Here is a 21,289-nt window from a genome sequence, read left to right as displayed (position 1 = left end):
ATAATTCCATCATGGAGACAGAGACCGGCACCCTTTGGCTGACCGCCGACGAGCAGCGCACCTGGCGCATCCACCTGGAGGTCAGCAAGTTGCTGACCCACCAGCTCGAACGGGACCTGCAGCCGTACGGTCTGACGTACAACGACTACGAGATCCTGGTGAACCTCTCGGAGTCGCCCGAGCACCGCATGCGGATGAGCGACCTGGCCCGCGCCACCCTGCAGTCCAAGAGCCGGCTGTCCCACCAGATCAGCCGGATGGAGACCGCGGGCCTGGTCCGCCGCGAGAACTGCGAGTCCGACCGGCGCGGGCTGTTCGCCGTCCTCACCGAGGACGGCTGGGAGACCATGCGCAAGGTCGCCCCGCACCACGTCGTCGCCGTCCGGGAGCACTTCATCGACCTGCTCCCGGCCGAGGACCTGGCAGCACTGCGCAAGGCCCTCCACCCCGTCGCGGACCACCTGCGCGCGGTGCGCGGCAAGGCCTGACCCACCCGGCGGCCGGCCCGTTCGCCCGCGCCCTGAGGCCCGCGCCCCAGGACGCGGGCCTCAGGCCTGCTCGGTGAGGCCGGCGACCAGTTCGTCGGCGGCGGCGTACGGGTCCAGCTCGCCGGCGACGATGCGCTCGGCGAGCGCGCCGAGGCGGCGGTCGCCGTGGAGGTCGCCGATGCGCTCGCGCAGCGTGGTGACGGCGATGTGCTCGACCTCCAGGGCCGCGCGGCGCAGCCGGCGCTCCGCCAGCACGCCGTGCTCCTCCATCCAGGCGCGGTGCTTCTCCAGGGCCTCGACCACCTCGTCGATGCCCTCGCCGCGGGCGGCGACCGTCTTGACGATCGGGGGGCGCCAGTCGCCCGGCCCGCGGGCCTCGCCCAGGCCCAGCATGTGGTTGAGCTCGCGGGCGGTCGCCTCGGCACCGTCCCGGTCGGCCTTGTTGACGACGTACACGTCGCCGATCTCGAGGATGCCGGCCTTCGCCGCCTGGATGCCGTCGCCCATACCCGGCGCGAGCAGCACCACGCAGGTGTCGGCCTGGGCGGCGATCTCCACCTCGGACTGGCCGACGCCGACGGTCTCCACCAGGATCACGTCGCAGCCGGCCGCGTCGAGCACGCGGATCGCCTGCGGCGCGGCCCAGGCCAGACCGCCCAGGTGGCCGCGGGTGGCCATGGAGCGGATGTAGACGCCGGGGTCGGAGGCGTGGTCGCTCATCCGGACCCGGTCACCGAGCAGGGCTCCCCCGCTGAACGGCGAGGAGGGGTCCACGGCCAGCACCCCGACCCGCTTCCCGGCCCGCCGGTACGCCGAGACCAGCGCGGACGTCGACGTGGACTTGCCGACGCCCGGCGAGCCGGTCAGGCCGACCACGTACGCGCCGCCGGTCAGCGGCGCGAGCGCGGCCATCACCTCCCGCAGCTGCGGGGACGCCCCCTCCACCAGTGAGATCAGCCGGGCGACCGCCCGCGGGCGGCCCTGCCGTGCCTGCTCCACCAGGGTGGGGACGTCCATCGCTGTGCTCCTCTTGTTTCAAGGCTCGGTTCGCCTCCGGGGCGCTCGGAGCACCCGCCGACAGTCGATCATGCTCGGTCCCTCGTTCCTCGGGACCTCCGCGTGTTCTCCTTTTCGGCGGGCGCCGCGCCCCTTCGGCTCACTCGCCCACAGGTCGTGTTACTTGCCCGGAACGCGGATGATCAGGGCGTCGCCCTGGCCGCCGCCGCCGCACAGGGCCGCCGCGCCCACGCCGCCGCCGCGGCGCTTCAGCTCCAGGGCGAGGTGCAGGACGATACGGGCGCCGGACATGCCGATCGGGTGACCGAGGGCGATGGCGCCGCCGTTGACGTTCACCTTTTCAGGTGTCACGCCCAGGTCCTTCATTGACTGCACGGACACCGCCGCGAAGGCCTCGTTGATCTCGATCAGGTCCAGGTCGCCGACGGACAGCCCCTCCTTCTTCAGGGCGTGCGCGATGGCGTTGGACGGCTGCGACTGCAGCGAGTTGTCCGGGCCGGCCACGTTGCCGTGGGCGCCGATCTCGGCGATCCACTCCAGGCCCAGCTCCTCGGCCTTGGCCTTGCTCATCACGACCACCGCGGCGGCGCCGTCGGAGATCTGCGAGGAGGTGCCCGCGGTGATCGTGCCCTCCTTGCTGAAGGCGGGGCGCAGCTTGGCCAGCGACTCGGCCGTGGTCTCCGCGCGGATGCCCTCGTCCTTGGCGAAGACCACCGGCTCGCCCTTGCGCTGCGGGATCTCCACCGGGGTGATCTCGGCCTCGAACAGGCCGTTCTTCTGCGCGGCGGCCGCCCGCTGGTGGGAGAGCGCGGCGATCTCGTCCTGCTCGGCGCGGCCGATGCCCAGGCGCGTGTTGTGCTTCTCGGTGGACTCGCCCATGGCGATGTTCTCGAAGGCGTCGGTGAGACCGTCGTACGCCATGGCGTCCAGCATCTGGACGGCGCCGTACTTGAAGCCTTCGCGGGACTTCGGCAGCAGGTGCGGGGCGTTGGTCATCGACTCCTGGCCGCCGGCCACGACGACGTCGAACTCACCCGCCCGGATCAACTGGTCGGCGAGGGCGATGGCGTCCAGACCGGACAGGCAGACCTTGTTGATCGTCAGCGCCGGCACGCTCATCGGGATGCCGGCCTTGACCGCGGCCTGACGGGCCGGGATCTGCCCGGCACCCGCCTGGAGCACCTGGCCCATGATCACGTACTGCACCTGGTCGCCGCCGATGCCGGCCCGGTCCAGGGCGGCCTTGATGGCGACGGCACCGAGTTCGGCGCCGGAGAAGGTGCGCAGCGAGCCGAGCAGCCGGCCCATGGGAGTGCGCGCACCCGCGACGATCACGGACGTTCGTGCCTGGCTGGTCATGACGCGGCCCCTTTGCACGGAGGGAAGGTTAACGATGGTTTTCGAGGGTGCTGTCAATGTACTGAGGGGTGGAGCCGGCGGTCACCCGGCAGACGGTGTGATCGCGCGCACGTTGCGTGACCATGCCGACCGGCGGTCCACTGGAGTCATGCTGACGCGAATCGACCACATCGGCATCGCCTGCTTCGACCTCGACAAGACCGTCGAGTTCTACCGTGCCACCTACGGCTTCGAGGTGTTCCACACCGAGGTGAACGAGGAACAGGGCGTGCGCGAGGCCATGCTCAAGATCAACGAGACCTCCGACGGCGGGGCCTCCTACCTCCAGCTGCTGGAGCCCACCCGCGCGGACTCCACCGTCGCCAAGTGGCTGGCCAAGAACGGAGAGGGGGTGCACCATATCGCCTTCGGGACCGAGGACGTCGACGGGGACGCGGCGGCCGTCCGCGACAAGGGCGTGCGGGTGCTCTACGACAGCCCGCGCACGGGTTCCATGGGGTCGCGGATCACCTTCCTGCACCCCAAGGACTGCCATGGTGTGCTCACCGAGCTCGTCACCTCGGCCAAGGACCACTGACCGGAGACGACTCGCCCCGGTAGAGTGGCCTGGCGACCCCGGGGTGGGCTGGGGTACCTGCCCGCGCTTCGGCGTGGGATCGGACACAATTCTCCGCAAGGCCCCGCGGTAAACGGGGCCCCGGGGAATCTCACTCGGTTGGCGGGTGGGTACACCAGGAGACGGATGGGACCGCGGAGTGCGGGGCTACGACCGCTACGAGGTTGAGGACGACCACCTCTCGCAGTTCGAGGCCGAGATGGAGCGGCTTCGTAAGGAGCGGGACAAGGTCGTCCAGCATGCCGACGACCTCGGCTACCAGGTCGAGGTGCTGCGCGCCAAGCTGCACGAGGCGCGCCGTAACCTCGCGACGCGCCCTGCCTACGACAACCTCGGCCACCAAGCCGACCAGTTGCTGCGCAACGCCCAGATCCAGGCCGACCAGCTGCGCGCCGACGCCGAGCGGGAGCTGCGCGAGGCGCGCGCGGCCACCCAGCGGCTGCTCCAGGAGCAGGCCGAGCACCAGGCCCGGGTGGAGGCCGAGTGGCACGCCGAGGCCGTCGCCCGGCGCCGGCGGCTGGACGAGGAACTGGCCGATCGCCGCACCAACGTCGAGAGCCACGTCAACGAGAACGTGGCCTGGGCCGAGCAGCTGCGTGCCCGCGCCGAGTCGCAGGCGCGCCGGCTCATGGAGGAGACCCGCGCGGAGTCGGAGGCCGCGCTGGCCGCCGCCCGCGCCGAGGCCCAGCGGATCGCCGAGGGCGCCCGCGACCGGCTGGAGTCGGAGTCCACGACCGCCCGCGCCGAGGCCGACCAGTTGCTGCGCCGTGCCCGCGCGGACGCCGAGCGGCTGCTGAACGCCGCGGCCAGCCAGGCCCAGGAGGCCACCACCCAGGCCGAGCAGCTGCGCGCCTCCACCCAGAGCGACACCGACAACGCCCGCACCCAGGCCGGCGAGCTCTCCCGCTCCGCCGAGGAGAAGCTGCGCGAGGCCCAGGAGAAGCTGCGCGAGGCGCAGAGCGAGTCCGACCGGCTGCGCGAGGAGGCCGCGTCCAACGCCGCCAAGCGGCTGGCCACCGTCGACGCCGACAACGAGCAGCGCACCCGTACGGCCAGGGCTGAGGTGGCCCGGCTGGTCGCCGAGGCCACCAAGGAGGCGGAGGCCGCCAAGGCCGAGGCCGAGCAGATCCTCGCCGACGCCAGGACCGAGGCCGAACGGCTGCACAGCCAGGCCCAGGAGACCGCCAAGTCCGAGGCCGCCGAGGACGCGGCGGCGGCCCTCGCCAAGGCGGCCCGCACCGCCGAGGAGGTCCTCAACAAGGCCACCGAGGACGCCCGTGCCACCACCCGCGCGGCGAGCGAGGAGGCCGAGCGCATCCGCCGCGAGGCGGAGACCGAGGCGGACCGGCTGCGCGGCCAGGCCGAGGAGTCGGCCGAGGAGCTGCTCGGCACCGCCAAGGACGACACCAAGGAGTACCGCGCCAAGACGGTCGAGCTGCAGGAGGAGGCCCGCAGGCTGCGCGGCGAGGCCGAGCAGCTGCGCGCCGAGGCGGTCGCCGAGGGCGAGCGCATCCGCGGCGAGGCGCGGCGCGAGGCCGTGCAGCAGATCGAGGAGGCGGCCCGGTCCGCCGAGGAGCTGCTGACCAAGGCGAAGGCCGAGGCCGCGGAGCACCGGCAGAAGGCGACCGTCGACTCGGAGAAGGCCCGTACCGAGGCGATCGAGCGCGCCGCGGGGCTGCGCAGGCAGGCCGACGAGCTGCTGGAGCGCGCCCGGGGCGAGGCCGAGCAGGTGCGCACCGAGGCCGAGCAGCAGGCCGAGCAGGTACGGGAGGACGCCGAGGGCGCCGGCCAGGTGCTGCGCGAGGAGGCCGAACGCGCCGCCCAGCGGCTGCGCGACGACGCCGAGGCCGATCTGGTCCGGCTGCGCGAGGAGGCCGAGCGCCGCATCACCGCGGCCGAGGAGGCGCTGCGCGAGGCCCGCACCGAGGCGGAACGGCTGCGCCGCGAGACCGCCGAGGAGGCGGCCACGCTGCGCACGGAGGTCGCCGAGCGCGTCAGGGCGCTGCAGGAGCAGGCCGAGCAGGAGACGGTGCGGCTGCGGGACGAGGCCGCGGCCGACGCGTCGCAGACCCGGGCCGAGGCCGAGCAGCTCGCCGTCCGGCTGCGCGGTGACGCCGCCGCCGAGGCCGAGCAGTTGCGCACCGAGGCGCAGGAGACCGCCGACCGCCTCCGCTCGGAGGCGCAGGAGACCGCGGGACGGTTGCGGGCCGAGGCGGCCGAGGCGCTGTCCGCCGCCCAGGAGGAGGCCGCACGCCGCCGCCGGGAGGCCGAGGAGCTGCTGGCCGCGGCCCGCGGCGAGGCGGAGCAGGAGCGCGCCCAGGCCGGTCGTGAGGGCGAGGAGCTGCTGGCGGCCGCCCGCAAGCGGGTGGAGGAGGCCGGCGCCGAGGCGGAACGGCTGGTCGCCGAGGCCGAGCGGCACGCCGCCGAGCTGGTCGGCGCGGCCGAGCAGACCGCCCAGCAGGTGCGGGACTCGGTCAACGGGCTGCACGAGCAGGCCGAGGAGGAGATCGCCGGGCTGCGCTCGGCGGCCGAGCACGCCGCGGAACGCCTGCAGTCCGAGGCCCAGGATGCCGCGGACCGGCTGCACGCGGACGCCAACGCCGAGCGCGAGCGCGCCACCGAGGACGCCCAGCGGCTGCGGCGCGAGTCGCAGGAGGAGGCCGAGGAGGCCCGGCAGCTCGCCGACCGCACGGTCGGCGAGGCGATCGAGGAGGCCGACCGGCTGCGGGTGGAGACCCGCGACGAGTCCAACCGGCAGCGGGTGGAGGCCGCGGAACAGGCCGACCGGCTGCTCACCGAGGCGATCGAGGAGGCCGACCGGCTCCGCGCCGACGCCGCCGCCCGGGCCGAGGAGACCGTGGGCAAGGCGCAGCGCGACGCCGAACGGCTGGGCATCCTGGCCAAGGACGCCCTCGACTCCGCCGAGCGCGACGCCGAGGAGCGCCGCCGTGCGGCCGAGGAGTCGCTGGGCACCGCCGAGGCGGAGGCCCGCCGCATCCTCGACGAGGCGCGCGACGAGGCCAACAAGCGCCGCACGGAGGCGGCCCAGCAGGCCGACCAGCTGATCACCAGGGCCCGCGCCGAGGCGGAGCGGCTGGGCATCCTCGCCAAGGACGCCCTCGACTCCGCCGAGCGCGACGCCGATGCGGCCCGCGCGGAGTCCGACCGGATCCGGGACGAGGCGCGCGAGGACGCCAACAAGCGCCGCGCCGAGGCCGCGGGGCAGGCGGACGAGCTCATCTCCCAGGCGCAGGGCGAGGCGCTCAAGATCGGCACCACCGCGGAGGAGCAGGCCGACACGATGGTCGGCGCCGCCCGCAAGGAGGCCGACCGGATCGTCGGCGAGGCCACCTCCGAGAGCAACGGCATGGTGGAGCGGGCCCGTACGGACGCCGACACGCTGCTGGAGGAGGCCCGCAGGGACGCCACCGCCATCCGCGAGCGCGCGGAGGAACTGCGGCAGCGCGTCGAGGCCGAGGTCGAGGAACTGCACGAGCGGGCCCGTAGCGAGTCGGCCGCCACGATGAAGTCGGCGGGCGAGCGGGTCGACAAGCTGGTCGAGGCCGCCACCGAGCAGCTGGAGAAGGCCGAGGCCAAGGCCCGCGAGCTGGTCACGGACGCCGAGGCCAGGGCCGAGGAGACCCGGTCCACCGCGAGCGCGGAGGCCAGCAAGGTCCGCATCGCCGCGGTGAAGAAGGCCGAGGAGCTGCTCAAGGGGGCCGAGCAGAAGAAGAACGACACGGAGCGCGACGCGGAGCGGGTGCGGAGCGAGGCCCGCGTCGAGGCCGAGCGCATCGTGACCGAAGGCAAGAAGGAGCTCGAGGTGCTGAGCCGGCGCCGCCAGGACATCAACGCGGAGATCACCCGCGTGCAGGATGTCCTTGAGGCACTGGAGTCATTCCAGCAGCCGATCGACGGGGGAAAGAGCAACAGTCAGAACCCCACGCAGAACGGTAAGAACACGGTCACTGCAGGTGCAGCGGCCGGCACGACCCGGACAGGGAGCAAGCGGTCCGACGATGCGCCACTCGATTGAGCGGTCATTGTGCACAGTTACTGGACAGTGACTGTAGGACACGCCGCTTGGGCCCCTAGGATTCCCCCTATCACCCCACCCGGTCTGAATTGACAGGAACCCCATGAGCGACACTTCCTCCCCCTTCGGCTTCGAGCTCGTGCGGCGCGGATACGACCGCGGGCAGGTGGACGACCGCATCACCAAGCTCGTCGCCGACCGTGACAGTGCACTGGCCCGGATCAATGCGCTGGAGAAGCGCATCGAGGAACTCCACCTCGAGACCCAGAACGCGCAGGCGCAGGTCAACGACGCCGAGCCGTCGTACGCCGGTCTCGGCGCGCGGGTCGAGAAGATCCTCCGCCTCGCCGAGGAGGAGGCGAAGGACCTGCGCGAGGAGGCCCGCCGGGCCGCCGAGCAGCACCGCGAGCTGGCCGAGTCCGCCGCCACCCAGGTGCGCAACGACGCCGAGTCCTACGCCGCCGAGCGCAAGACCAAGGCCGAGGACGAGGGCGAGCGCATCGTCGAGAAGGCCAAGGGTGAGGCCGGCCAGCTGCGCGCCGACGCGCAGAAGGACGCGCAGGCCAAGCGCGAGGAGGCGGACGCCCTCTTCGAGGAGACCCGAGCCAAGGCGGCCCAGGCCGCGGCCGACTTCGAGACCAACCTGGCCAAGCGCCGCGAGCAGTCCGAGCGTGACCTGGCGTCCCGTCAGGCCAAGGCCGAGAAGCGCCTCGCCGAGATCGAGCACCGCGCCGAGCAGCTCCGCCTGGAGGCCGAGAAGCTGCGCACCGACGCCGAGCGCCGCGCCCGCCAGACGGTGGAGACCGCGCAGCGTCAGGCCGAGGACATCGTGGCCGACGCGAACGCCAAGGCGGACCGCATCCGCAGCGAATCCGAGCGCGAGCTGGCGGCGCTCACCAACCGCCGCGACAGCATCAACGCCCAGCTGACCAACGTCCGCGAGATGCTGGCCACGCTGACCGGTGCGGCGGTCGCCGCGGCCGGCGCCCCCGCCGACGACGAGCCCGTCTCGCGCGGCGTCCCGGCCCAGCGCTGACGTCCCACCGGTCTTCCGGAGCACATCGAGCCCCCTGTCCCCTCGGCAGGGGGCTCGGTCGTGTGCGGGAGCGCAAACGGGGGCGTGAATTCCGCGTGCATCGCACGCCGCGGCCAAATAGTGTATGCGGCATGATCGAGCTGCAGGGGCTGACCAAGCGGTACGGCGACAAGACCGCGGTGGACGACCTCACCTTCACGGTGCGGCCGGGGGTGGTCACCGGCTTCCTCGGCCCCAACGGGGCGGGCAAGTCGACGACGATGCGCATGATGCTGGACCTGGACAATCCGACCAGCGGCAGCATCCGCATCGACGGCAAGCACTACCGCGAACTCCACGAACCGCTCAAGCACATCGGGGCGTTGCTCGAGGCCAAGGCCATCCACGGCGGCCGCACGGCGTACAACCACCTGCTGTGCCTGGCCCAGTCCAACCGCATCCCGGCCCGCCGGGTCGACGAGGTGCTGGAGACCGTCGGTCTCGCGCCCGTCGCCAAGAAGCGTTCCAAGGGGTTCTCCCTCGGCATGGGACAGCGTCTCGGCATCGCCGCGGCGCTGCTCGGCGACCCCGAGATCCTGATGTTCGACGAGCCGGTCAACGGACTGGACCCGGAGGGCATCCACTGGATCCGCAACCTGATGAAGGGGCTGGCCGCGCAGGGCCGCACGGTCTTCGTCTCCAGCCACCTCATGAGCGAGATGGCGCTCACCGCCGAGCACCTGATCGTGATCGGCCGCGGCAAGCTGATGGCGGACACGACGATGGCGGACTTCATCGCCGAGAACTCCCGCTCCTACGTGCGCGTCCGCACCCCCGAGCCGGAGAAGCTCAGGGACGCGCTGGCGGCCGCGTCGATCACCGCGGTGGTCGACGACGAGGGCGCCTTCGAGATCGAGGGCGCGGAGTCCGCCAAGATCGGTGAACTCGCCGCCCGGCACCAGCTGGTGCTGCACGAGCTCAGCCCCCAGCAGGCCTCCCTGGAGCAGGCCTTCATGCAACTCACCGCCGAGTCGGTGGAGTACCACGCCGGTGGGGCGGCGGCGGAGGCCGGTGAGGCCGCGGCTCCCGCGCCCCAGTGGGGCGCCGCCTGGAACACGAACACCGGAAAGGAAGCCTGACATGGCAGCGACCACCGCTGTTCTGCAGTCGGAGTGGACCAAGGTCAGGACCGTCCGGTCGACCGTGTGGACGCTGGCGTCCGCCGCCGTGCTGACCATCGTCATCAGCGGTCTGTTCTGCCTGCTCTTCCGTACCCAGTGGGACACCATCGAAGAGGGCGCCCGCGCCCAGTTCGACGCCACCGCCCAGAGCCTGTCCGGTCTCTTCCTCGGTCAGCTCGCGCTGATCACCTTCGGCGTGCTGATCATCTCCAGCGAGTACAGCACGGGCATGATCAGGGCATCGCTCTCGGCGGTGCCGCAGCGTGCGACCTTCTACCTCTCCAAGGTCGCCGTCGCCGCCGGCATCACCTTCGTCCTCGGGGTGATCGTCAGCTTCGTCTCCTTCTTCATCGGGCAGGCCATCCTCGGCGGTGACCTCGCCACCTCGATCAGCGATCCGGGGGTGCTGCGCGCGGTCTTCGGCGCCGGCCTCTACATGACGCTGATGGTGCTCTTCGCGGTCGGCGTCGCAACGATGCTGCGCAGCCCGCTGGTCTCACTGGGCATCCTCATCCCCTTCTTCTTCCTGATCTCCGGGATCCTCTCGGCCGTGCCGGGCGCCAAGGAGGTGGCCCGGTACTTCCCGGACCAGGCCGGCAGCAAGATCATGCGGGCCACGATCGCCCCGGACGACCCCGCCCCGTACAGCGCGTGGGGCGGACTCGGCATCATGGCGCTGTGGGTGATCGTCGCGCTGATCGGCGGCTACGCGTTGCTGAAGAAGCGGGACGCCTGACCGCTCCCGGGCAATTCCGGCCTCACGGGGCGGGAACCGATCCCACCCCGCTAGCCTCCTAATCCTCATGGGGGCGAGCGCCGCCCCGCGGACAGTTCGTCGAGGGGCGGAGCATGATCGAGGCAGTCGGCCTCACCAAGACCTACGGCAGCAAGACGGCCGTGTACAACCTGTCCTTCCAGGTGCGGCCCGGCATGGTGACCGGCTTCCTGGGGCCCAACGGCTCCGGGAAGTCGACCACGATGCGGATGATCCTGGGCCTGGACACCCCCACGGCCGGACGCGTGACCGTCGGCGGACAGCCGTTCCGGCAGCTGCCCAACGCCCCGCGCCGGGTGGGCGCGCTGCTGGACGCCAAGGCCGTGCACGGCGGGCGCAGCGCGCGCCAGCACCTGCTGTGCCTGGCGCAGTTGTCCGGGATCCCGGCCCGCCGGGTGGACGAGGTGCTGGGCGTGGTGGGCCTGCAGGAGGTCGCGCGCAGGCGCTCCAAGGGCTTCTCGCTCGGCATGGGGCAGCGCCTCGGCATCGCGGCGGCGCTGCTGGGCGACCCCGAGGTGCTGCTCTTCGACGAGCCGGTCAACGGTCTGGACCCGGAGGGCATCCACTGGGTGCGCCATCTGATGCGCAAGCTCGCCTCGGAGGGCCGTACGGTCTTCGTCTCCTCGCACCTGATGAGCGAGATGGCGCTGACCGCGGACCACCTGATCGTGATCGGCCGCGGGCAGCTGCTGGCCGACATGAGCGTCAAGGACTTCATCGCCCGCAACTCCACCGGCTTCGCCATGGTCCGCACCCCGGACGTGGCCGCGGACCGCGACAAGCTCACGAAGGCGCTGACCGGGGCGGGCGCGCAGGTGCAGCAGGAACAGGACGGCGCGCTGCGCGTGACCGGTCTCGAACTGCCGCGGATCAGCGACGTCGCCCACGAGTCCGAGGTGCGGCTGTGGGAGCTCTCGCCCCACCAGGCCTCGCTCGAGGAGGCCTACATGCGCCTCACCAACAGCGCCGTCGACTACCGCTCCACCGCCGACCCGCGGCAGGGCCTGCAGCAGCCCGGCGGTGCGCCGGCCCCCGGCGGCTGGGGCATGCCGCCACAGGCGCCGTACCCGCAGCCCGTCCCGCAGCAGCCGCCGTACGGGTACGGCCACGGGCAGCCGCAGCCGCAGCCCCCGGTGCAGCCGTACGCGGCGCCGACCGCGCCCGTGAACCCGTACGCGCAGCCGCCCGTGCCGCCCGCCGCACCCGTACCGCCGGCCGTGCCCGCCGCTCCCGCGGCTCCCGTCGCCCCGCCCGCCCCGCAGCCGACCCAGCCCGTCGAGGACGCCCGATGACCGCCCCCGTCTACAGCCCGGCTCCGCAGTTCTCCTCCACCGTCCCGGTGCACAGGACCCACCTCGGCCACGCGCTGAAGTCCGAGTGGACCAAGATCCGTACGGTGCGCTCCACGCTGTGGACGCTCGGCGTCATGCTGCTGCTGATCCTCGGCATCAACCTGCTCGTCGTCGGCCTGGGCTCGACCGAGAACGTCTCCGACCCGGTGCTCGGCTTCGGCCTGTTCGGGGTGCTCCTCGGCCAGCTCTGCGTCATGACCCTCGGCGTGCTGGTGATCAGCTCCGAGTACGGCACGGGCATGATCCGCACGACCCTCACCGCGTGCCCGCAGCGCGGCCGGGTGCTCACCGCGAAGGCGATCGTCTTCTTCGCGCTGACCTTCACCGTCACCACCGTGGCCTGCGCGCTCACCGCGCTGATGAACTACGCCACCTTCGGCGGCAGGTCGGTGGGCGACGACACCTTCGTGGGCGCCCGGCTCGTCATCGAGGACGGCCTCACCACCGCCAGCGGCACCCAGTGGCTGGGCGCCACCGTCGGCGTCGGCCTGTACGTGGCGCTGCTCGGGCTGCTCTCGCTGGCCGTGGGCGCGCTGCTGCGGCACTCCGCGGGCGCGATCACCACGATGATGGGCGTGGTCCTGCTGCCGCTGATCATCGCGATCTTCATGCAGTCGGACAGCCTCCGCAAGGTGCAGGAGAAGCTGATCGAGTACTCCTCCCCCAACGCCATCGCCTCGCTCTACCAGATGCCGATGCTGGAGAACGGCGACGCCGACGGCGTGCGCCAGTTGATCGGGCTCGCGATCATCACGGCCGTCGCCCTGGGCGCGGCCTACGCGGCGCTCGCCAAGCGCGACGTCTGACCCGGGTCACCGGGCAGCTTCCGCCCCGCGGTCAGTACCGGGGGGCGTTCCGGGACCGCTGGAGCCGTGCGCTCCGGCGGTCCCTGGCGTTCCAGCAGGCGGTGTGCCAGTGGCGCCGGTCCTCCACGCCGCCGTGCTCCGGCCAGGCCACCAGGTGCCCGACGCCCGGCGGGATCTCCTGGTCGCAACCGGGGCAGCGGTAGTGCTTGCCCCCCGGACTCCCGCTCAGCTGGCGGACGGTCCACTGCTCGCCCTGCCAGCTCTCCACACGCTCCGGGCCCCTGGCCGGTCCGGCCTCGGGACGCTCCTCGGCTCTGCCGGCGGCGCCTCGGGGGCGGTTTCGGCGCGGGGACACGGGCACACACCTCATGCGGTTCGGGGGACTCGGGACCGCCAACCAGCGTACGCGTAGCGCGGACCGTGCCGGGTACCCGGTCGGGGAACCCCCCATTCCGGCCATCACCGCGAAAATCATGAAATCGCGGTGCGCGGACCGTGCCTTTGGCACGTGTCAGGCGTTAGTGCCAGTAGGGGAGCCGGGTCGGCCACCGAGGAAGGTGTGAAGCACGATGCGTGTCGGTACTTTCGTCCTCGCCGCCCAGTTCCCGGGGCAGGGACCGGGGGAGGCGCTGCACCGCGCGGTGCGGTCCGCAGAGGCGGCGGAGAAGGCCGGGCTGGACTCCGTATGGCTGGCGGAGCACCACTTCGTGCCGTACGGCGTGTGCCCGTCGGCCGTGACGCTCGCCGCGCTGTTGCTGGGCAGGACGCACCGGATCGGGATCGGTACGGCCGTGAGTGTCCTGCCGACCGCGCACCCCGTGGCGCTCGGCGAGCAGGCGGCGCTGCTGCACATCGCCTCGGGCGGCCGTTTCACGCTGGGCGTGGGCCGCGGCGGCCCCTGGGTGGACCTGGAGGTCTTCGGCGCCGGACTCGCCGCCTTCGAGAAGGGTTTCCCCGAGTCGCTGGACCTGCTGCTGCGCTGGCTCCGGGAGCCGCGCGTGGGGGCCTCGGGTGAACGATTCGCCTTCCGCGAGGTCGACGTCGTGCCGCGGGCGGACGAGTTCGAGGAGCCTGGCGGGCCGCCGGTCGTCGTCGCCTGCACCTCGCCGGGCAGCGTCCGGCTCGCGGCACGCAGGGGTCTGCCGATGCTGCTCGGCATGCACTGCGGCGACGAGGACAAAGCTGCCATGGTCGCAATGTGGCAGGCCGAGGCGCGCGATGCGGGGCTTTCACCCGAAATGGTGGCCACGGCGGAACATGTCTCCGCGGGCGTGGTACAGATCGCGGACCGCCGCGCGGACGCGGTGGAGACCCTCACCAAGGCGATGCCCGGCTGGCTCCAGCGGGGCCTCGCCGCGCACCGCACGGTCGACGGCCGGCCCCGGACGATGCGCGATCCGCTCGCCTACACCGAACTGCTCTGCGACCTCCACCCCGTGGGCCCGCCCGCGCTGTGCGCCGACCGGCTGGCGGCCACCGCCGAGCGGACCGGCATCAGCCGCTTCGCCCTGCTCGTCGAGGGCTCCGGCGATCTCGCGGCCACCGAGGAGAACGTGGCGCGGCTCGGCAGCGAAGTGCTCCCGCAATTGGCCTGATTGAAACATCAAAGAGCAGTGGTGCGACCAACGGCGGGAGCACCCTGCCCGGTTCAGCAGTCCCGCAGCTCCGGGGACTGGTTCAGCAGCTGTGCGCGTACGGAGGTGAAGGTGGCGTAACGCCCGTCGACCGCCGGGTCCAGCGGGAACACCGCGACCCGGTGGCAGTTCTGGAACGCCAGCCGGACCCCGAAGTGCCGCTGCAGGGCCCCCCGTATCGCGTCACTCGCCAGGGCGCGGAGCAGCTGCCCGCGTGCGTGCTCGTCCGGCGGAGGTACCTGGTTGTCGGCGAACTCGCCGCCGTCCACCTTGAGTTGTGCCGCCAGAGAGCTGATCATGTCCCATGCGTAAGGCAGGGAAGTCCGGACGCAGTCGACGAATTCCCGTTCGTCGACCTCGCCTCGCTCGGCCTGTTCGAGGAGGGCCGGTGAGACGTCGAGCGACATGAGTACTCCTCTCGTGACCCCCCTGTCCGAGGAGTCAGACGGACTACGGAGAGAAGCCGCCCAGAGTTCTCCCGCGCGACGGCTTCCACCCACAACCGTAGGCGGCGAGGTCCCATGACACTAGGCGCGAGCGCTCACAACAGGCCATTTTCCGACCGCGCCCGGTAGCGAGTAACGTTGCCGACCATGCGTCTCGTCATCGCCCGTTGCTCCGTGGACTACGCGGGCCGGCTCTCCGCCCATCTGCCGTCGGCCACCAGGCTGCTCCTGGTCAAGGCCGACGGCAGCGTCTCCGTCCACGCCGACGACCGTGCCTACAAGCCGCTGAACTGGATGTCGCCGCCCTGCACGCTCAAGGAGGGTGAGGACGGGGTCTGGACGGTCACCAACAAGGCCGGCGAGCAGCTGATCATCACCATCGAGGACGTGCTGCACGACTCCACGCACGAACTCGGGGTCGACCCCGGCCTGATCAAGGACGGCGTCGAGGCCCACCTCCAGGAGCTGCTGGCCGACCGCATGGAGGTGCTCGGGGAGGGCTGGAGCCTCGTCCGCCGCGAGTACCCGACGGCCATCGGCCCGGTGGACATCCTGGGCCGGGACGCGTCCGGCACGACCGTCGCCGTCGAGATCAAGCGCCGCGGCGAGATCGACGGCGTCGAGCAGCTCACCCGCTACCTCGAACTCCTCAACCGGGACCCCCTGCTGGCGCCCGTGAAGGGCGTCTTCGCGGCCCAGGAGATCAAGCCGCAGGCGCGCGTCCTCGCCACGGACCGCGGCATCGACTGCGTCGTCCTCGACTACGACGCGCTGCGCGGCATCGAGGACGACAAGCTCCGCCTCTTCTGACGCCAGGTCCCAGCGCGGCCGCGGGAAAGCACCACGGCGCGGCCCGGCGGTCGGCTGACCACCGCGGCCGCGCCATGACGGGCGCCGGTCAGGCGATCGTGCCGGGGGCGCCAGGAGCGCCGGGCAGATCGGGGCCCATGCTGGAACTCTCGGGCGCGCTCGCGCTGGCGGAGGTGCCGCCGTCCTCGGAGCCGCCGTCGGTGCCCGTGTCGCTCGGGGTGGGTGTGGGCGAGCCCGTGTCGCTCGGCGTCGTCGACGGGGTCCCGCTGGGGCCGCCGTCGGTCGGGTCGCCCGTGCCGCCTGTGTGGCCGCCGCCCGTGCTCCCTCCCCCGCTCGTGTTGCCGCCCGAGCCACCGCCGTGCGAACCACCGCCCGAGCCGCCGCCGGTGGCCGCGCCACCGCCCGCCGAGGAACCCCCGGCGGCCCCGCCGTCGGTGCCGCCGGAGTCGCCACCGGAAACGGACCCGACGCCGCCAGTGCCGCCTGCCGGGGCGCCCGGCGCCGTCGCGGCGTCGGTGCCGCTCGCGGAGGGGCTGGGCCGCCGGCTGGAGCCGGGGCTCGGGGCGTCCTCGGCCGGGAAGCCGTCGTCCGCGTCGTCCTCCTGGGCGGACTCGACCGGCTTGACGTTCATGGGTGTGTTCTGGTCACCGCCGGAGGCCGTCGTGCCGAGGGTGACGACGGTGCCGAGGACGGCGGCCAGCAGGGCGCCCGCGCCGACGGCGACGAGGTTGCGGCGGGAGCCGGTGAGGGCGATCCGGCGCGGGGCGGCGGCCGCCGCGGCCAGGCGCTTGCCGATGATCGTCGTGGGCGCCTCGGACATGTCGGTGCCCGCCGCCGGGGTCTCGACGCCGGCGAGGCCCGTGCCGGGCACAGGACCGCCCGCGCGGTCCACGACGAGCGCGAGGGTGCGGCGCCCCACCGTGGTGCCCTGGCGGTCCGCGAGGGCGCCGCGCAGGGCTATCGAGGCCTCCAGTTCGCTGCGGGCCCGGTCCAGGTTGCCGAGGCACAGCGCCAGGACGCCGAGTTCGTGGAGGAAGTACGCCTCCTCGGCCACCTCCCCCGCGAGCCGGGCGGCCTCCTGGCCGACGCGCAGCGCACGCTCCCACGCGCTCCAGTGCATGGCGGCCGCAAGGACGGGCGCCACCGTACGGGCCAGGAGCACCGCCGCGCTGGTGTGCCCGCCGTCACGGGCGGCGCTCAGGGCGCCAAGGATGGCCTCCGCCTCGGCGGCGACGCGCTTCGGGGTGACGGAGGGGTGCCCGGCCCACCAGGCGTAGTGCTGGGCAGCGGCCAGCGCCTGCGGTGAGCCCTCGGCAGCGGCCTCCGCGGCCAGTCCGTCCACCAGGGCCAGTTGGCGGCTCACACCGGCCGCCAGGCGGTGGTGCGCCGCGACGGGGACGGCGAGCCCGACGGCCACGATCTCGCCGAGCGCGGCGTCTCCGTGGGTGTCGCCGACGAGCGCCGGCAGGTGCGCCTGGTGCGGGCACTCGCCGCCCAGGGCCACCGCGAAGCGCAGCGCCTCCTGCGCCGAGGCGCCGAGGCGGGAGGCGAGCAGGGCGGCGGGCGCGGCGCTCTCGGCGAGCGAGGGTAGCGGCACGTGCGAGGCCGACGCGCCCGGCTCGGTGCCGAAGGGCGCGTCGACGGAAAGTTCGTCCGTCGCGTCCACGTCGCCCCACACGGACTCGTCGGCCGCGAGGATCTCCGCCCCGAGCGCGTCGCGCTGCCGCAGCAGCGCACCGGCCTGGACGAAACGCAGCGGCAGGCCCTCGGACTCGAACCACAGGTCGGCCGCCCAGGCGGTCTCCTCCTCCACCAGGGGGCGACCCGCGGAGAGCTCCAGCAGTTCCAGGCAGGCGACCCGGGGCAGTCCGGGGAGGAAGACCTCTTCGACCAGGGAGTCGCTTGCGGGGGACGGCACGTCGGGCGTCGCGGACACCAGGAAGGCGCACTCGGGCGCCGCCGCGAGCAGTTCCTCCAGGGAGGCGCCGCCGAACTCCAGGTCGTCCAGGACGACGACCCCGCCGATGTCGCGCAGCAGCTCCAGCAGGCGGCTGCGGTCGGGGCGGTAGTCCTCGGTGTCGTAGACGGTGGCGAAGAGCTCCTGCAGCAGGTCGCTGGGGGTCCGCCGGTAGCCGGAGAGCCGGATCACGCCGTCGGGGGCGAGGTCCTCGCAGGCCCGGGCCACCGCGTCGAGCAGCACGCTGCGGCCGGCGCCGGAGGGCCCGGTGACGCGCACCGAACGGCCCCGGGAGAGCAGCCGCACCAGGCGCTTGCGCTCCTCCTCGCGCTCCAGCAGCGGGAGCTCGGGGGCGCGTGGCCCCGGCGGCACCGTCGGCCGGGCGGCGGCGGTCAGCGCGGCGCGTTCCTCCGCGGTGCGCCGTACGGGTGCGGGCAGGTCGCCGGGGGCGAGGGAGCTGACCTCGCTGCCGTCGACGGGGTTGAGGGTCAGCCTGCAGTCGCCCACGAGGAGTTCGACGACGCGTGGCGCGTCGCTGTCCCCCGTTCCCGCCCCGACCTCGAGGGCGAGCGGGTCGCGCGGCGGCCGGCCGACGCGCGGGGTCGGCGCGGTGCCGTCCTCCGCGCCGCCGGCCGATGTCGCGTCGGCAAAGCCCGTGGAGTCCTGTTGTGCGCCGTACTCGTCACCGGTCATGTCGGGTCCGTGTGGGTCCATTAGTCTCCGCCCCCCATAAGCGTCGCAGCAGGGCCCCACCGGGCCCGTGGTCGCGCCGTGGGACCGGTCCGGCTCCCCTCCTCGGCGTACGGGGTTGAGGCACGCCGGAACCGAACCCTAAACCTTCCCGCAGCATGTGCGAAGCCCAGGGCGGCGATGCCGCCCTTGCGTCCGAATCTGTCCGGGGTTGCCGCTTCCGTATCGGCGCGCCCGGTGGGTGCGCTAGGTCCGCGGCAGTGCTTCTGCCGCGATTCCCCCCTCGATGACCAGGATGCGGTGCAGCCGGGTGGCGACCAGCAGGCGCTGCATCTGCGCGGGCACGCCCCGCAGGACCAGGCGCCGGTCGGCCCGGCCGCAGCGGCGGTGCGCCCCCATGATGACCCCCAGACCCGTCGCGTCCCACGAGTCGAGTTCGGTCAGGTCGAGCACGAGGTCGCCGTGGCCGCCGTCCACGGCGCTGTGCAGGACCTTGCGGGCGTCCGCCGCGGTGCGGACGTCGAGGCGGCCCCCGACGACCAGCTCGGCGTGATCGCCCCTGATGTGCATTACGCCTCCCCGTGGAGTGAATGGGTGGAACTGCCGTGGTTCTACGTAACTGACGGTCCGTCGTACGAAGAGGTTGCCGTCTGTGAGCGAACCGATACCGAATTCACCCTTGCGAGTGACAGGAGGGGTCCGAGGGGCCCAGTCCTCCGGCCATCCGCACCGGACCGGGCCCTTCCGGTTGACGCTCCGTCAGTAGCGGTAGAAGCCCTCGCCGCTCTTGCGGCCGAGCGCGCCCGCGTCGACCATGCGCCGCATGAGCTCCGGCGGGGCGAACTTCTCGTCCTGGGACTCGGTGTAGATGTTGTCGGCGGCGTGCAGCAGGATGTCGACGCCGGTGAGGTCGGCGGTCGCCAGCGGGCCCATCGCGTGGCCGAAACCGAGCTTGCAGGCGATGTCGATGTCCTCGGCCGTGGCGACGCCCGACTCGTAGAGCTTGGTGGCCTCGACGACGAGCGCCGCGATCAGCCGGGTGGTGACGAAGCCGGCCACGTCCCGGTTGACGACGATGGTCGTCTTGCCGATCTCCTCGGCGAAGGCCTTGGCGCGCGCCAGGGTCGCGTCGCCGGTCTTGTAGCCGCGGACCAGCTCGCACAGCTGCATGAGCGGGACCGGCGAGAAGAAGTGGGTGCCCACCACGCTCTCCGGGCGCTCCGTCACCGCCGCGATCTTGGTGATCGGGATGGCGGAGGTGTTGGAGGCCAGCACCGCGTCCGCCTTGGCGATCTTGTCCAGCGCGCGGAAGATCTCCTGCTTGACCTCGATCTTCTCGAAGACGGCCTCGACGACGATGTCGGCGTCGGCGGCCGCGTCCAGGTCGGTGGTGGTGGTGATGCGCGCGAGCGCGGCGGCCGCGTCCTGCGCGGTGAGCTTGCCCTTGGCGACGAACTTCTCGTAGGACGCCTCGATCCCGCCCTTGCCCCTGGCCAGCGCCTCGTCCGTGATGTCACGCAGGACGACCTCGTAACCCGCCTGTGCGGACACCTGCGCGATACCGGAGCCCATCAGGCCGGCTCCGATGACGGCGAGCTTCTTCGCCACGGCACACACCTATCTTCTCGATGCTGTTGCCGGGACCTTAACGTCGCTTCACAGCGGAGCGCAGCAGGAAGAGAGCCGGGTCACCCTGTGTCCTTCGTCGCACAGTTGAGGGCCCCGGCGCCCAGTTGCGGGCGCACCGCGTCCAGTTTGACCGGGACCGCCCCCGGAGTCCGCATCCGCTCCCCGCGCCGCGGGCCCGTCGCGGGGCGCGCCCCGGGCGCGGTCTGACTACGCTCGACACATGGTCAATCTGACGCGCATCTACACGCGGACCGGGGACGACGGCACCACCGCCCTCGGCGACATGAGCCGTACGGCCAAGACCGACAGCCGCATCTCGGCCTACGCGGACGCCAATGAGGCGAACGCGGCAATCGGTGTGGCGATCGCCCTCGGCGCGCTCCCGCAGGAGGTCGTGTCCGTCCTCGTACGGGTCCAGAACGACCTCTTCGACGTCGGCGCCGACCTCGCGACGCCCGTCGTCCCCGACCCCAAGTACCCGCCGCTGCGCGTCGAGCAGACCTACGTGGACCGGCTGGAGGCGGACTGCGACCGCTTCCTGGAGGAACTGGAGAAGCTGCGCAGCTTCATCCTGCCGGGCGGCACCCCGGGCGCCGCGCTGCTCCACCAGGCGTGCACGGTCGTCCGCCGCGCCGAGCGGTCCACGTGGACCGCGCTGGAGGAGCACGGCGGGACGATGAACCCGCTCACCGCCACCTACCTCAACCGGCTGTCCGACCTGCTGTTCATCCTGGCCCGTACGGCCAACAAGGAGGTCGGCGACGTGCTGTGGGTGCCCGGCGAGAACCGCTGACCCCGCCCGCTCAGGTGCGCGGCGCGGCGGCCGGCCCCCGCTTGGGCCACAGCGTGTAGCTCGCCGCGACGACCGCGTGGATCCCGGCCGTCGCCGCCATCCGCACCTGCCACTCCCGCAGGGCTGCCGTGCGTCCGGCGTCCGCGACGAGCCAGACGGCCAGTTGCAGCAGCGTGGCCGCGACCGCGGCGGACACCGCGGTGCGGCCGAGCAGCCGCCACTCGCGCAGGGCCCGGGCCCTGCCGTACTTCGGTGCCGGCGACGGCTCGGGGCCCCCCGCGAAGCGGTGCGCGAAGCGGGCGTCGGCCCAGCGGACGACGCCGTGGCCGTAGCCGGCGGAGAAGCCGACGTACGCGGCGGCCAGGCCGTGCCGGGCGGCGGCCGTGCCACCGTCGCGCAGGTCGGCCACCGCCGCGGCCAGCAGCAGCAGGTCCACCAGGGGCACGCACACCAGCAGCGCTGCGCCGGCCCGGGGCCGGCGCAGCAGGTAGCGCACCGCGAGCCCGGCGCCGAGCAGCGCCCAGAAGGCGATCTCGCACCCGGCGATCAGGGTCACCCACATGCCGCAAGGCTCCCCCGCGGCCGCCGTGGGGCGCGTCGTCGGCGCTGATGAGCCAGCTGCATCCTTCGGTGTACGCGCCGGGTCCGACCACCGGCCGACGCGCACGGTCCGCGCCGCGTGCTG

19 protein-coding genes are annotated in these 21,289 nt (G+C 72.9%); 11 read left to right on the top strand and 8 right to left on the bottom strand.

Going from position 1 to position 21,289, the window contains the following annotated elements; all coding sequences use genetic code 11:
• The first annotated feature begins 11 nt into the window (after nucleotides 1–11).
• Entirely contained in the window at nucleotides 12–488 is a 477-nt protein-coding gene (locus AC1VWI_RS29685) for a MarR family winged helix-turn-helix transcriptional regulator (protein WP_499514057.1), read from the top strand.
• Nucleotides 489–548: 60 nt separating this feature from the next.
• Here AC1VWI_RS29685 and meaB read toward each other — a convergent pair whose 3' ends face one another.
• Both meaB and AC1VWI_RS29675 read right to left on the bottom strand, forming a co-directional pair.
• Nucleotides 549–1,505, bottom strand: coding sequence for a methylmalonyl Co-A mutase-associated GTPase MeaB (gene meaB / locus AC1VWI_RS29680; protein WP_499514056.1), 957 nt, complete (start codon nucleotides 1,503–1,505; stop codon nucleotides 549–551).
• A 159-nt stretch (nucleotides 1,506–1,664) separates the two neighbouring features.
• Nucleotides 1,665–2,840: an acetyl-CoA C-acetyltransferase gene (locus AC1VWI_RS29675; protein WP_499516951.1), complete on the bottom strand. Its 1,176-nt coding sequence runs from the start codon at nucleotides 2,838–2,840 to the stop codon at nucleotides 1,665–1,667.
• A gap of 172 nt (nucleotides 2,841–3,012) precedes the next feature.
• Between AC1VWI_RS29675 and mce the strand changes: the two genes are divergently transcribed.
• The 7 genes from mce (at nucleotide 3,013) to AC1VWI_RS29640 (ending at nucleotide 12,645) form a co-directional block, all read left to right on the top strand.
• On the top strand, nucleotides 3,013–3,441 hold the full coding sequence (gene mce / locus AC1VWI_RS29670; protein WP_499514055.1) for a methylmalonyl-CoA epimerase: 429 nt from the start codon (nucleotides 3,013–3,015) through the stop codon (nucleotides 3,439–3,441).
• A 178-nt stretch (nucleotides 3,442–3,619) separates the two neighbouring features.
• On the top strand, nucleotides 3,620–7,516 hold the full coding sequence (scy, locus tag AC1VWI_RS29665) for a polarized growth protein Scy (protein WP_499516950.1): 3,897 nt from the start codon (nucleotides 3,620–3,622) through the stop codon (nucleotides 7,514–7,516).
• Between the two features lie 103 nt (nucleotides 7,517–7,619).
• A complete protein-coding gene (locus tag AC1VWI_RS29660; RefSeq protein WP_018563504.1) occupies nucleotides 7,620–8,552 on the top strand; it encodes a coiled-coil domain-containing protein in 933 nt (310 codons plus the stop codon).
• 131 nt (nucleotides 8,553–8,683) lie between these two features.
• The gene (locus tag AC1VWI_RS29655) at nucleotides 8,684–9,670 is read left to right on the top strand and encodes an ABC transporter ATP-binding protein (RefSeq protein ID WP_499514054.1); all 987 of its coding nucleotides are present in this window, start codon (nucleotides 8,684–8,686) and stop codon (nucleotides 9,668–9,670) included.
• A 1-nt stretch (nucleotide 9,671) separates the two neighbouring features.
• A complete protein-coding gene (locus tag AC1VWI_RS29650; RefSeq protein ID WP_499514053.1) occupies nucleotides 9,672–10,448 on the top strand; it encodes an ABC transporter permease in 777 nt (258 codons plus the stop codon).
• 113 nt (nucleotides 10,449–10,561) lie between these two features.
• Nucleotides 10,562–11,779 carry an ABC transporter ATP-binding protein gene (locus AC1VWI_RS29645; RefSeq protein ID WP_499514052.1) on the top strand — a complete coding sequence of 406 codons (1,218 nt, stop codon included), beginning with the start codon at nucleotides 10,562–10,564 and terminating at the stop codon, nucleotides 11,777–11,779.
• Nucleotides 11,776–12,645 carry an ABC transporter permease gene (locus AC1VWI_RS29640; protein WP_499514051.1) on the top strand — a complete coding sequence of 290 codons (870 nt, stop codon included), beginning with the start codon at nucleotides 11,776–11,778 and terminating at the stop codon, nucleotides 12,643–12,645. Before AC1VWI_RS29645 ends, AC1VWI_RS29640 begins: the two co-directional genes overlap by 4 nt.
• 31 nt (nucleotides 12,646–12,676) lie before the next feature.
• Here AC1VWI_RS29640 and AC1VWI_RS29635 read toward each other — a convergent pair whose 3' ends face one another.
• Nucleotides 12,677–13,000, bottom strand: coding sequence for an Rv1322 family protein (locus AC1VWI_RS29635; RefSeq protein WP_499514050.1), 324 nt, complete (start codon nucleotides 12,998–13,000; stop codon nucleotides 12,677–12,679).
• Between the two features lie 214 nt (nucleotides 13,001–13,214).
• Between AC1VWI_RS29635 and AC1VWI_RS29630 the strand changes: the two genes are divergently transcribed.
• Entirely contained in the window at nucleotides 13,215–14,240 is a 1,026-nt protein-coding gene (locus AC1VWI_RS29630; protein WP_499514049.1) for an LLM class flavin-dependent oxidoreductase, read from the top strand.
• A 53-nt stretch (nucleotides 14,241–14,293) separates the two neighbouring features.
• On the opposite strand, the gene AC1VWI_RS29625 is transcribed toward AC1VWI_RS29630, so the two are convergent.
• Entirely contained in the window at nucleotides 14,294–14,686 is a 393-nt protein-coding gene (locus tag AC1VWI_RS29625) for an SCO5389 family protein (RefSeq protein WP_018563511.1), read from the bottom strand.
• Nucleotides 14,687–14,872: 186 nt separating this feature from the next.
• On the opposite strand from AC1VWI_RS29625, the gene nucS reads away from it, so the two are divergent.
• Nucleotides 14,873–15,535, top strand: a complete 663-nt coding sequence (gene nucS, locus AC1VWI_RS29620) for an endonuclease NucS (protein ID WP_499514048.1) — start codon at nucleotides 14,873–14,875, stop codon at nucleotides 15,533–15,535.
• 88 nt (nucleotides 15,536–15,623) lie between these two features.
• On the opposite strand, the gene AC1VWI_RS29615 is transcribed toward nucS, so the two are convergent.
• The 3 genes from AC1VWI_RS29615 to AC1VWI_RS29605 form a co-directional block, all read right to left on the bottom strand.
• On the bottom strand, nucleotides 15,624–18,185 hold the full coding sequence (locus tag AC1VWI_RS29615) for an ATP-binding protein (protein ID WP_499514047.1): 2,562 nt from the start codon (nucleotides 18,183–18,185) through the stop codon (nucleotides 15,624–15,626).
• 243 nt (nucleotides 18,186–18,428) lie between these two features.
• Nucleotides 18,429–18,752, bottom strand: coding sequence for an STAS domain-containing protein (locus tag AC1VWI_RS29610; protein ID WP_018563514.1), 324 nt, complete (start codon nucleotides 18,750–18,752; stop codon nucleotides 18,429–18,431).
• Between the two features lie 189 nt (nucleotides 18,753–18,941).
• Nucleotides 18,942–19,790, bottom strand: coding sequence for a 3-hydroxyacyl-CoA dehydrogenase family protein (locus tag AC1VWI_RS29605; protein WP_499514046.1), 849 nt, complete (start codon nucleotides 19,788–19,790; stop codon nucleotides 18,942–18,944).
• Between the two features lie 241 nt (nucleotides 19,791–20,031).
• Here AC1VWI_RS29605 and AC1VWI_RS29600 point away from each other — a divergent pair, with 241 nt between their 5' ends.
• Complete coding sequence (locus tag AC1VWI_RS29600) at nucleotides 20,032–20,604, top strand: cob(I)yrinic acid a,c-diamide adenosyltransferase (RefSeq protein WP_499514045.1); 573 nt, start codon at nucleotides 20,032–20,034, stop codon at nucleotides 20,602–20,604.
• A gap of 10 nt (nucleotides 20,605–20,614) precedes the next feature.
• Here AC1VWI_RS29600 and AC1VWI_RS29595 read toward each other — a convergent pair whose 3' ends face one another.
• Entirely contained in the window at nucleotides 20,615–21,166 is a 552-nt protein-coding gene (locus AC1VWI_RS29595; RefSeq protein WP_499514044.1) for a hypothetical protein, read from the bottom strand.
• Nucleotides 21,167–21,289: the final 123 nt, after the last annotated feature.

This window comes from Streptomyces sp. TOM-9 (genome assembly GCF_056858595.1).
The sequence above is the reverse complement of the archived record's forward strand: the minus strand, read 5'-3'. Positions and strand labels throughout refer to the sequence as shown.

Excerpts from the sequence above, each read along its gene's own strand:
- AC1VWI_RS29685 (WP_499514057.1), top strand. The coding sequence starts at position 12 with ATGGAGACAGAGACCGGCACCCTTTGGCTGACCGCCGACGAGCAGCGC.
- meaB (WP_499514056.1), bottom strand. The coding sequence starts at position 1,505 with ATGGACGTCCCCACCCTGGTGGAGCAGGCACGGCAGGGCCGCCCGCGG.
- mce (WP_499514055.1), top strand. The coding sequence starts at position 3,013 with ATGCTGACGCGAATCGACCACATCGGCATCGCCTGCTTCGACCTCGAC.
- AC1VWI_RS29660 (WP_018563504.1), top strand. The coding sequence starts at position 7,620 with ATGAGCGACACTTCCTCCCCCTTCGGCTTCGAGCTCGTGCGGCGCGGA.
- AC1VWI_RS29655 (WP_499514054.1), top strand. The coding sequence starts at position 8,684 with ATGATCGAGCTGCAGGGGCTGACCAAGCGGTACGGCGACAAGACCGCG.
- AC1VWI_RS29650 (WP_499514053.1), top strand. The coding sequence starts at position 9,672 with ATGGCAGCGACCACCGCTGTTCTGCAGTCGGAGTGGACCAAGGTCAGG.
- AC1VWI_RS29645 (WP_499514052.1), top strand. The coding sequence starts at position 10,562 with ATGATCGAGGCAGTCGGCCTCACCAAGACCTACGGCAGCAAGACGGCC.
- AC1VWI_RS29640 (WP_499514051.1), top strand. The coding sequence starts at position 11,776 with ATGACCGCCCCCGTCTACAGCCCGGCTCCGCAGTTCTCCTCCACCGTC.
- AC1VWI_RS29630 (WP_499514049.1), top strand. The coding sequence starts at position 13,215 with ATGCGTGTCGGTACTTTCGTCCTCGCCGCCCAGTTCCCGGGGCAGGGA.
- AC1VWI_RS29625 (WP_018563511.1), bottom strand. The coding sequence starts at position 14,686 with ATGTCGCTCGACGTCTCACCGGCCCTCCTCGAACAGGCCGAGCGAGGC.
- nucS (WP_499514048.1), top strand. The coding sequence starts at position 14,873 with ATGCGTCTCGTCATCGCCCGTTGCTCCGTGGACTACGCGGGCCGGCTC.
- AC1VWI_RS29615 (WP_499514047.1), bottom strand. The coding sequence starts at position 18,185 with ATGACCGGTGACGAGTACGGCGCACAACAGGACTCCACGGGCTTTGCC.
- AC1VWI_RS29610 (WP_018563514.1), bottom strand. The coding sequence starts at position 18,752 with ATGCACATCAGGGGCGATCACGCCGAGCTGGTCGTCGGGGGCCGCCTC.
- AC1VWI_RS29600 (WP_499514045.1), top strand. The coding sequence starts at position 20,032 with ATGGTCAATCTGACGCGCATCTACACGCGGACCGGGGACGACGGCACC.
- AC1VWI_RS29595 (WP_499514044.1), bottom strand. The coding sequence starts at position 21,166 with ATGTGGGTGACCCTGATCGCCGGGTGCGAGATCGCCTTCTGGGCGCTG.